Raw genomic sequence first — 12,156 nt, forward strand, 5'->3', positions numbered from 1 at the left:
CGCCCACACGCACCGTGGGCCGCCGCCCGCGGTCCGGGACCCGCCGCAGCACACCACGGGCCCGTGGCGGCGCACGCCCGACAACGCCGGTCGCCGCAGGCCCGGCACCTCCTAGGGGTTCTCTTAGAGTCCCCGGCCGGCGCCCGATTCGGCCGGCCGGCGCCCACAGAATGTGATCAGCGAGTAGAGATTCCAGCGTCGTGGTCGCCGGTGTGAGGCAGGCCGCCGGTCCGCCGGGCGGTCCGGGGAAGGGAGCTGAACGGTGAGCGAGGCAAAGCTCCGCGACTATCTGAAAAGGGTGACGGCGGATCTCCACCGCACCGGCAAGCGGCTGCGGGAGCTGGAGGCCCGCGAGCGCGAGCCCATCGCCATCGTCGCCATGAGCTGCCGCTACCCCGGCAACGTGCGCTCGCCCGAAGACCTCTGGCAGCTGGTCGCCGACGGCACCGACGGCATCACCCCCTTCCCGGAGGACCGCGGCTGGCACGTGGACTCCCTCTACCACCCGGACCCCGCCCACCCCGGCACCTGCTACACCCGGGAAGGCGGCTTCCTCCACGACGCCGCCGACTTCGACCCGGACTTCTTCGCCATGTCGCCCCGCGAGGCACTGGCGACCGACCCGCAGCAGCGCCTCCTCCTCGAAACGTCCTGGGAGGCCTTCGAACGGGCGGGGCTCCGACGGCAGACCCTCAAGGGCAGCCCCACCGGCGTCTTCGTCGGCGTCATGTACAACGACTACGGCTCCCGCTTCACCGAGCCGCCCGCCGGCCTCGAAGGGCACCTCGGCAACGGCAGCGCCGCCAGCATCGCCTCCGGCCGGGTCGCCTACACCTTCGGCCTCGAAGGACCGGCCGTGACGGTCGACACCGCCTGCTCCTCCTCCCTGGTCGCCCTCCACCTGGCCTGCAACGCCCTGCGCCATGGCGAGTGCTCGCTCGCCCTGGCCGGCGGGGTGACCGTGATGTCCACCCCCGTCACCTTCCTGGAGTTCAGCCGCCAGCGCGGGCTGTCCGCCGACGGCCGCTGCAAGGCGTTCTCCGACGACTCCGACGGCACCGGCTGGGGCGAAGGCGCCGGCATGCTGCTGCTGGAGCGGCTCTCCGACGCCCGCCGCAACGGCCATCGCGTCCTCGGCCTCGTCCGCGGCACCGCCGTCAACCAGGACGGCGCGAGCAGCGGGCTCACCGCCCCCAACGGACCGTCCCAGCAGCGCGTCATCCGCGCGGCACTCACCGCCGCGGGCCTGACCGCCGCCGACGTGGACGCCGTCGAGGCGCACGGCACCGGCACCACCCTCGGCGACCCCATCGAGGCACAGGCGCTGCTCGCCACCTACGGCCAGGAACGGGAAGCCGGCCGCCCGCTGTGGCTCGGCACCGTCAAGTCCAACATCGGCCACACCCAGGCCGCGGCCGGTGTCGCCGGCGTCATCAAGATGGTCCAGGCGATGCAGCACGGCGTGCTGCCCCGCACCCTGCACGCCGAGCGGCCCGCCACCCACGTCGACTGGAGCGAGGGCGACGTCCGGCTGCTCAGCGACGCCGTCGACTGGCCCGACACCGACCGCCCGCGCCGCGCCGGCGTCTCGGCCTTCGGCGTCAGCGGGACGAACGCCCACGCCGTCCTCGAACAGGCCCCGCCCGCCGGGACCGCGCCGCCCACCGACACCGCGCCGCCCACCGACGAGGCCGACGCGGCGGAGCCCGCGCCCCCGGTCGAGCAGCCCGCCGCCGCACCGCTCCCGGTCGTGCCCTGGGTGCTCTCCGCCCGCAGCGCACCGGCCCTCAGGGCCCAGGCGGCACAACTGCTGTCCCACGTGGAGCAGTTGACCGACGCCGCAGCCGAGGACATCGGCGCCTCGCTCGCCATCACCCGTACCGCCTTCGAGGAACGCGCGGTGGTCCTGGGCCGGGACCGCGAGGAGCTGCTCCGGCACCTCGCCCGGTTCGCGCAGGGCGACGACACCGTGGCCGTCCGGGGCACGGCCGGCCGCGGCAAGACGGCCTTCCTCTTCGCGGGCCAGGGCGCCCAGCGCCTCGGGATGGGCCGTGACCTCCACGCGGCGTTCCCCGTCTTCGCGGCGGCCTTCGACGAGATCTGCGCCCACCTCGACCCGGAGCTGCCCCAGCCGCTCGCGGACGTCGTCTTCGGGCAGGACGCCGCCGCGCTGGACCGTACCGGCTTCACCCAGCCCGCCCTGTTCGCCTTCGAGGTGGCGCTCTTCCGGCTCGTCGCGTCCTGGGGCCCGGCACCCGACTTCCTGCTCGGCCACTCCATCGGGGAGCTGGCCGCCGCGCACGTCGCCGGTGTCCTCTCGCTGCCGGACGCCTGCCGGCTGGTGGCTGCCCGCGGGCGGCTGATGCAGGCGCTGCCGTCCGGGGGCGCGATGTTCTCCCTGCGGGCCGCCGAGGACGAGGTGCTGCCGCTGCTGGCCGACGACGCCGAACGGCTGAGCGTCGCCGCCGTCAACGGGCCCCGGATGACCGTCGTGGCGGGCGACGAGGACGCGCTCACCGCGCTCGTCCGGCACTTCGAGCAGCAGGGCGGCAAGGCCAAGCGGCTCCGGGTCAGCCACGCCTTCCACTCCCCGCTGATGGCCCCCATGCTCGATGCCTTCCGTTCCGTGGCCGAGAGTGTGACGTTCCATCAGCCCACCCTCCCGGTCCTCTCCAATGTGACCGGGGAGCCGGCCACCGACCTGGCGACCGCCGACTACTGGGTACGGCACGTACGGGAGGCCGTGCGGTTCGCGGACGGCGTCCGGGCGCTGGAACAGCGCGGGGTCACCCGCTTCCTCGAAATCGGCCCCGACGCCACCCTCACCGCCCTGGCGCAGGGCTGCCTCGACACGGACCCCGGCCACCCCGGCCCCCTGCTCGTGCCCGCCCTCCGCAAGGACCGGGCCGAGACGGACAGCGTCCTGACCGCGCTGAGCGCACTGCACACCCGCGGCGTGAGCCCCGACTGGGACCGCCTCTTCCCCGGCGCCGACCGCGTCGACCTGCCCACCTACGCCTTCCAGCGCGAGCGCTACTGGCTCGCGCCCGAGGCGGCCCCCGCGCACCGGCCGGGCGAACACCCCCTGCTCCCGACGGCCCTCACCCTCGCGGACCGCAGCGCCGTCGTCTCCACCGGGCGCCTCACCCCGTCCGCGCACCCCTGGCTCGCCGACCGCGCGATCGACGGCCACATCCAGCTCCCCACCAGTGCCTGCCTCGACCTCGCCCTGCACCTCGGCGCGCTCGCCGGCTGCGAACACGTCGCCGACCTCACGGTGGACACCCCCCTCGTCCTGTCCGGGCAGTCCGCCGTCGAGATCCAGGTGGTGCTCGACGCCGCCGCGGAACCCGACGGGCAGCGCACCCTCACGGTGCACTCCCGCCCCGCCGACCGGCCGGACGACGACACTCCGTGGACCCGGCACGCCCACGGTACGCTCACCGCCGAGCCGCCGCCCCAGCGGACTGGCCATGACCTGCGGATCTGGCCTCCCGCCGACGCCCAGCCGGTGACCCTGGACGACTTCTCCGCGGCTGTGGAAGGCGACGAGCCCCCGCACGGCCTCCCGTCCGGCGGGCCGGGACGCGTATGGCGGCGGGGCGACACGGTGTTCACCGAGGCCGCGCTGCCCGAGGAGTACCGCGGAGACGCGGCCCGGTTCGCCCTCCACCCGGCGCTGCTCGACGCCGTGCTCCAGGCGCTCCCGGCGGCGGGACACCCCGACGCCGTCGCCGTGTCCTGGCGCGACTGCGTGCTGCACGCGGTGGCCGCGGAATCGGTGCGCGCCCGCCTCGTCCCCACGGACGACGGCGGCCTGGACCTCCACCTCACCGACGAACTCGGCGAGCCCGTAGCCTCGTTCGGCTCCGTCACGCCGATACCCGCCACCGAGTTCGCGCCGCCGCAGGGCCCCGACGGCCGCGACGACCTCTTCGCCGTCGAGTGGACCGGGCTGCGGACGCCCACCCCGCAGCAGCGGCCCGGCCGGGTCGCCGTCCTCGACGCGGAAGGGGCCGGGGCCGTCACGGACGCGCCCACGCTCCACCGTGAACTCGACGCGCTCGCCGCGTCCGTGGCACAGGGCGCCGACGCCCCCGACCTCGTCGTCGTGCCCTGGCGGACCGCCGACGTGGCCCCGGCCGCCGCGTCCGGTGAACCGGCCGAGGCCGCCCACGCCTCGGTGGTGCACGCCCTGGCGCTGCTGCAGAAGTGGCTCGCCCTGCCGGGTCTCGCCGACGCCCGGCTGGCCTTCCGTACCCGGGGCGCCGCCGCCACCGGCCCGGACGAGACCGTCACGGACCTGCCCGCCGCCGCGGTGTGGGGCCTGGTGCGCTCGGCGCAGTCGGAGAACCCCGACCGCTTCCTGCTCGTGGACACCGACGGCGACGCCGGCGATACCGGCGACGTCCTGCCCGCCGCCGTGGTGAACGCGGCCATGGGAGCGGGGGAGACCCAGCTCGCCGTTCGTGGCACGCGCCTCCTTGCCCCCCGCCTGACGCGGCTTCCCCAGCCCTCCCGGACCACCACGCCCGCCCCTCCCACGGCCGGGGCCCGCTTCGACGCGTTCCGTACCGTGCTGGTGACCGGAGCCACCGGAACCGTCGGCGCCGCCGTGACCAGACACCTGGTGACGGGGCACGGCGTACGGCATCTGCTGCTCGTCGGCCGACGCGGGGCCGACGCGCCCGGCGCCGTCCGACTCGCCGCCGAATTGCGCGAGATGGGTGCCCGGGTGACGCTGGCCGCCTGCGACGTCGCCGACCGCGCGGCGCTGGCCGACCTGCTGGCCACCCTCCCCGAAGCACACCCCCTGGGTGCGGTCGTGCACGCCGCAGGCGTCCTCGACGACGGGGTGATCTCCTCCCTCACCCCCGAGCGGATCGCCACCGTCCTGCGCCCCAAGGCGGATGCCGCGGTCAACCTCGACCGGCTCACCCGGGACCTCGACCTGTCGGCCTTCGTGCTGTTCTCCTCGGCCGCCGCCACCTTCGGCGGGCCCGGCCAGGGCAACTACGCCGCCGGCAACGCCTTCCTGGAAGCGCTCGCCCACCGGCGCCGCGCCGAGGGCCGCCCGGCACTGGCGCTCGGCTGGGGGATGTGGGCGGAGCGCAGCGAGATGAGCGCCCGCCTGGACGACGCGGACCGGCGGCGGATGGACCGCGGCGGCGTCGGGGTGCTGTCCACCGAGGCGGCGCTCGCCCTGTTCGACCGCTGTCTGGGCCAGGACCGGGCCGTTCCGGTCCCCGTACCGCTCGATGTCGCCGCGATCCGCAGGGGCGGTCCGGCCCTCGCCCCCCTGCTCCGGGGACTGGCCGGCCGCCCCGCCAGGCGGACCGCCGCCCCGGCGGCCGCACCGGGCGGCCACCGCGCGTCCCCGGCCGCCGACGCACTGGCCGGCCTGGCGCCGGAGGAGCGCCGCGCCCACGTCCTCGACCTGGTACGCACCGAGATCGCCGCCGTCCTCGGCCACAGCTCGGCCGGCCGGGTCGACGCGGACCGGGCCTTCGGGGACCTCGGCCTGGACTCCCTGACCTCCCTCGAACTGCGCAACGCGCTCGGCCGCCGCACCGGACTCCGGCTGCCGGCCACCCTGGTCTTCGACCACCCCACGCCCTCGGCCGTCGCCACCTACCTGCTGGCCGAACTGCGAGGCGAAGCACCGGAGTTGGCGGCAGTCGGGGCCGACGCCGCGACGGCCGGTGAGCCCGTCGCCATCGTGGCCATGAGCTGCCGCTTCCCCGGCGGCATCCGGACGCCGGAGGCGTTCTGGGAGTTCCTGGCCGCCGGCGGCGACGCCATCGGGGAGTTCCCCGACGACCGGGGCTGGGACACCGCGGCGCTCTACGACCCCGACCCCGAGCACGAGGGCACGACCTACACCCGCCAGGGCGGCTTCCTCGACGGCGCCGACCGCTTCGACGCCGCGTTCTTCGGCGTCTCGCCCCGCGAGGCCCTGGCCATGGACCCGCAGCAGCGCATCCTGCTGGAGGTCTGCTGGGAGGCGTTCGAGCGGGCCGGTATCGACCCGCACTCCCTGCGCGGCAGCCGCACCGGCGTCTTCGCCGGCACCAACGGGCAGGACTACACCACCGTCCTGGCCGGCGCCGCCGAGGCCGTCGACGGATACCTGGGCACGGGCAACGCCGCGAGCGTGGTCTCCGGCCGGATCGCGTACTCCTTCGGCCTCGAAGGCCCGGCCGTCACCGTGGACACGGCCTGCTCCTCCTCGCTCGTCGCCCTGCACTGGGCCGTCCGCGCCCTCCAGTCGGGGGAGTGCTCGCTCGCCCTGGCCGGCGGCGTCACCGTGATGTCGACCCCCGCCGCCTTCCTGGAGTTCAGCCGCCAGCGCGGGCTGTCCGCCGACGGCCGCTGCAAGGCGTTCTCCGACGGCGCCGACGGCACCGGCTGGGGCGAGGGCGCCGGCATGCTGCTGGTCGAGCGGCTGTCCGACGCCCGGCGCAACGGGCACCCGGTGCTCGCCGTCGTCCGCGGCAGCGCCATCAACTCCGACGGCGCCAGCAACGGCCTCACAGCGCCCAACGGCCCGTCCCAGCAACGGGTGATCAGGGCCGCGCTCGCCGACGCCCGGCTCACGCCCGGAGACGTCGACGCCGTCGAGGCCCACGGCACCGGCACCACCCTCGGCGACCCCATCGAGGCACAGGCGCTGCTCGCCACCTACGGCCAGGAGCGCGCCGGAGACCAACCGCTGTGGCTCGGGTCGGTGAAGTCCAACATCGGGCACACCCAGGCCGCGGCCGGCGTGGCCGGGGTGATCAAAATGGTGCAGGCCCTGCGCCATGGCCTGCTGCCGCGGACGCTGCACCTCGACGCCCCGTCGTCCCATGTGGACTGGACCGAGGGCGCCGTGGAACCGCTGGCCGCCCCTGTCACCTGGCCCGAGCACGGGCGCCCCCGCAGAGCCGCCGTCTCCTCCTTCGGCTTCAGCGGCACCAACGCCCACCTCATCCTCGAACAGGCCACCCCCGAACCGGCCGGGCCCACCGCGCCGGTGAACGGCACACCGCCGGACGCCCAGGACGCCGCCCGCACCGCACCGCTGCCGGTCGTCTGGCCGCTGTCCGCCCGCAGCCCCGAAGCGCTCCGCGCCCTGGCCGCGGCCCTGCACACCCACGCCGAACGCCACGCCGACCTGCCCGCCGCAGCCGTCGGCCACGCCCTGGCCACCACCCGCGCCTCCTTCGAGCACCGCGCGGTCGCCCACGGCACCGACCGCGCCGGCCTCCTGTCCGCCCTGGGCGGCCTGGCCGCCGGGGAGAAGCCGGCCACCGGAACCGCCCACGGCGTGGCCCGCCCCGGCGCACGCACCGCGTTCCTGTTCACCGGACAGGGCGCCCAGCGCCCCGGCATGGGCCGCGAACTGCACGGCACCTTCCCGGTGTTCGCCCAGGCCCTCGACGAGATCTGCGACCACTTCGCCGGCTCCCTCGACCGCCCGCTGCGCGACGTCATGTTCCACGACACCGAGGGACTGCTGCACCGGACGGAGTACACCCAGCCCGCCCTGTTCGCCATGGAGACCGCCCTCCACCGCCTCGCCGAGAGCGCCGGCCTGCGCGCCGACCTGCTGCTGGGCCACTCCATCGGCGAGGTGACCGCCGCACACGTTGCCGGGGTGTTCTCCCTGGCCGACGCCTGTGCCCTCGTCGCCGCCCGCGGCCGCCTCATGCAGGCCCTCCCGGAGACCGGCGCCATGGCCGCGCTCCAGGCGACGGAGGCCGAGGTACGGCCGCTGCTCGACGGGCTCGACCAACAGGTCTGCGTCGCCGCCGTCAACGGCCCCGGCTCCGTGGTGATCTCCGGCGACCGCGCCGCCGTCGCCCGGATCGCCGGCCGGCTGGCCGCCGACGGCCGCCGGACCAAGCAGCTCCAGGTCAGCCATGCGTTCCACTCGCCGCACATGGACCCGATGCTGGCCGAGTTCCGTACCGTCGCCGAAGGGCTCGCCTACCACGAGCCGCGCCTCCCGGTCGTGTCCAACCTGACCGGCGAGACCGCCGCCGAACTGCACCTCCCCGACTACTGGGTACGGCAGGCGCGGGGCGCCGTCCGCTTCCACGACGGCATCCGCGGGCTCGCCGAGCAGGGCGTGGAGCGCTATGTCGAACTCGGCCCGGACGGCACCCTCTCCGCCATGGCCGCCGGCTGTCTGCCCCCCGACGCCACGGGAACCGCGGTCGTCCCGCTGCTCCGCGACCGGACGTCCGAGGCCCGCTCGCTGCTGGACGGCCTCGCCCGCGCCCACGTGCACGGCGCGGACGTCGACTGGTCCGCCGTCGCCAACGCCCACCAGGGGCAGCGGGCGGTCGAGGGCCTGCCCACCTACCCCTTCCAGCGGCAGCGCTACTGGCCGACTCCGCGCGCCCGTGCGACCGCCGGAATCGGCGAGGCCGGCCACCCGCTGCTGAGCGCCGCAGTCGAACTCGCCGACGGCAGCCGGCTGTTCACCGGCCGGCTCTCGGTATCCGATCAGCCATGGCTCGCCGATCACGCCCTGGCGGGCACCGCCGTCGTCCCCGGCACGGCCTTCGTGGAACTCGCCATCCAGGCGGGCGACCGGGCGGGCTGCCCCCGCCTGGCGGACCTGACCCTGGTCAGCCCGCTCGTCCTGCCCGAGGAGGACGCGGTGGACCTCCAAGCGGTCCTCGGCGACGACGACGGACAGGGACACCGCCCGTTCACCGTCCATGCCCGCCGCACCGACCCGGCCCCCGGCGAGCCCTGGACGCTGCACGCCACCGGCACCCTCACCGCCGCCCACCCGGAGCCCGCCGCGCCCGCCGCGTCGGCCTGGCCGCCCGCCGGCTCCGAGCCCCTCCCCGTCGAGGACGTCTATCAGCGGCTGAGCGCGGGCGGGTTCGACTACGGGCCGCTCTTCCAAGGACTGGGCGCCGCCTGGCGCCACGGCGACCAGATTCACGCCGAGGTGACCCTGCCCCGGCCCGCACCCCAGGACGCGGACCGCTTCGCCCTCCACCCGGCGCTGCTCGACGCCGCCCTGCACGCGACGGCGTTCCTGCCGACGGAGGACACCGGCAGCGGACGACTGCCGTTCTCCTGGCGCGGAGTGCAGATCCACGCCACCGGGGCGACGCGGCTCAGGGCCCGCCTCGACCTGTCCGCCCCCGACACCGTCGCGCTTTCGCTCACCGGCACCGACGGCCGGCCCGTCGCCGACATCGAGGCGCTGACGCTGCGCGCGTTCACCCCGGACCGGGCCGCGCTCTCCGCCCGCTCCGCCGGCCCCCTCTACCACCTCGACTGGCCCGTGGCCCCGATGCCCACGACGCCCCCCGAGGAGCCGCCCCGCCTCCTCGTCCTGGACAGCGAGCACCTCGCCACCGACCTGGACGGCGCGGGCCTGCCCACCACCCGGCTGACCGGCCCCGACCTCCCGCAGGCCACCGGCACCGTCCTCGTGGCGCTCCCCGCCGCCGACCCGCACCAGGCGGCCACCGGAGCACTGGCGCTGGTCCAGCGATGGCTGGCGGATCCGCCCGCCGCGGCCCGGCTCGTCTTCGTCACCCGGGGAGCCGTCGACGCCCCCGGCACCACCCACCACGACTCCGCGGCCGCCCCCATCTGGGGCCTGGTGCGCTCGGCGCAGTCCGAGCACCCCGGCCGGTTCGTCCTCGCCGACCTCGACGGCCAGGACGCCTCGTACGCCGCGCTGCCCGCGGCACTGGCCACCGAGGAGCCCCAGTTCGCCGTCCGCGGCGGCACCGTGCACCTGCCGAAGGTCGCCCCCGTCCACGCCGGCGCCGCGCTGCGCGAGCCCGCCGACGGCACCTGCTGGCGCCTCGGCATGACCGGCAAGGGCACCCTCGACCACCTCGCCCTCATGCCCCACGACGACGCCGCACGGCCGCTGGGGCGCGGCGAAGTACGCATCGCCGTACGGGCCGCCGGGGTCAACTTCCGCGATGTGCTGAACGTCCTCGGCATGTATCCCGGCGATGCCGGAGCCTTCGGTCTGGAGGGTGCGGGGGTGGTCACCGAGACCGGCCCCGACGTCCTCGATCTCGCCCCCGGGGACCGGGTGATGGGACTCTTCCCGTACGCCTTCGGCCCGGTGGCGGTGGCCGACGCGCGCATGGTCGTCCGGGTCCCGGAGGGCTGGTCGTTCGCGCAGGCCGCGTCCGCCCCGGTGGTCTTCCTCACGGCGTACTACGCGCTGGTCGAACTCGGCGGCCTCCGGGCCGGCGAGTCGGTCCTCGTGCACGCCGCCGCGGGCGGGGTGGGCATGGCCGCCGTGCAGGTGGCACGCCACCTGGGCGCGGAGGTGTTCGGCACCGCGAGCCGGGGGAAGTGGGAGACCCTTCGGGAGCTGGGGCTGGACGACGCGCGGATCGCTTCCTCGCGTGATCTGGACTTCGAGGATTCGTTCCTGACGGCGACCGGCGGCCGGGGCATGGATCTGGTGCTGGACTCCCTGGCACGGGAGTTCGTCGACGCCTCGCTGCGATTGCTGCCGCGTGGCGGGCGGTTCCTGGAGATGGGCAAGACCGACATCCGTGAGCCCGCGCAGGTGGCCGCCGCACACGAGGGCGTCCGCTACCTGGCCTTCGACCTGATCGAGGCCGGTCCGGACCGGATCCGGGAGATGTTCGCGCAGGTCCGTGAGCTGTTCGACCAGGGTGTGCTGACGCCGTTGCCGGTGACCGCGTGGGACGTGCGGCGGGCCCCCGATGCCTTCCGCCACCTCAGCCAGGCCAAGCACATCGGCAAGGTCGTCCTGACGATGCCGGTGGCGCTCGATCCGGCCGGCACCGTACTGATCACCGGCGGGACGGGCGGTCTGGGCGCGCTGGTGGCCCGGCACCTGGTGACCGGGCACGGCGTACGGCATCTGATGCTGGCCGGCCGCCGCGGCCCCGACGCCCCGGGCGCGGACGCCCTGCGCGACGAACTCGCCGCCCTGGGCGCGGAGGTCACCGTCGCGGCCTGCGACACCGCCGACCGCGACGCCCTGCGCGGGCTGCTGGACCGCGTACCGAAGGAGCATCCGCTCACCGCGGTCGTGCACACCGCGGGCGTCCTCGACGACACCGTCGTCACCTCGCTCACCCCCCAGCGGCTCCGTACGGTCCTGCGCCCCAAGACCGATGCCGTGGCCCTTCTGCACGCTCTCACCCGCGACGAGGATCTGGCCGCGTTCGTGGTGTTCTCCTCGACGGCCGGCGTGTTCGGCTCGCCCGGACAAGCCAATTACGCCGCCGCCAACGCCTTCTGCGACACCTTCGCCGCCGAGCGCCGGGCCGCCGGGCTCCCCGCCACCTCGCTCGCCTGGGGCCCCTGGTCCCGGACGACGGGTATGACCAGCGGACTCACCGAAGCCGATCTGCGGCGGATGGCGCGCGCCGGCCTGCCCGCCCTGACCCCGGACCACGGACTCGCCCTGTACGACGCGGCACGGGACCGCCCCGAGGCGGCCCTGCTGCCGATGCTCGTCGACACCCGGGCGCTGGGCTCGGCCGGTCCCGTACCCCCGCTGCTCAGCGGCCTGCTGCCGACCGCACCCCGCCGGCCGGCCGCCGCCGCCCCCGCGGCACCGGCCGGCCCGGACGCCGCCGGCGCCCTCGCCCGTACGCTCGCCACCCTCAGCCGCGACGAGGCCCACCACACCCTGCTCGACGTGGTGTGCACCCAGGTCGCCGCCGTACTGGGCCACGCCTCCGCGGCCGAGGTCGGCGACCAGCAGTCCTTCAAGGACCTCGGCTTCGACTCGCTCACCGCCGTCGAACTGCGCAACCGGCTCAACACCGCGACCGGGGCCCTGCTGCCCGCCACGCTGGTCTTCGACCACCCCACACCGCTGGCCCTGGCCGACCACCTGTGCGCGGAACTCGCCCCCGAGCACCCCGCGGCGGCCTCCGCCGCACCGGAGGACGACGCGGCGGTACGGGAGGCCCTGGCCGCCATCCCCCTCGCCCGCCTGCGGGCGGCCGGGCTGCTCGACGACCTGCTGGCGCTGGTGCCGCCGGCGGCACCCGGCACCGACCACGGGGCCGGAGCCGACGCCGCCACCGACCCCGACGCCCTCGACAGCATGGAAGTCGACGACCTCGTGCGCCTCGCGTTCGGCGCGGCGGACGGCTGAGCACCCCCGTCCCGACGAAGCCACACCCGACG

At 75.8% G+C, this 12,156-nt stretch carries 1 protein-coding gene; it reads left to right on the top strand.

Features of this window, described 5'->3' with window-relative positions:
- Positions 1-262: 262 nt before the first annotated feature.
- Positions 263-12,124: a type I polyketide synthase gene (locus K7396_RS33785; protein WP_223660300.1), complete on the top strand. Its 11,862-nt coding sequence runs from the start codon at positions 263-265 to the stop codon at positions 12,122-12,124.
- Positions 12,125-12,156: the final 32 nt, after the last annotated feature.

It is taken from the genome of Streptomyces angustmyceticus, assembly GCF_019933235.1.
Classification (GTDB): domain Bacteria; phylum Actinomycetota; class Actinomycetes; order Streptomycetales; family Streptomycetaceae; genus Streptomyces; species Streptomyces angustmyceticus.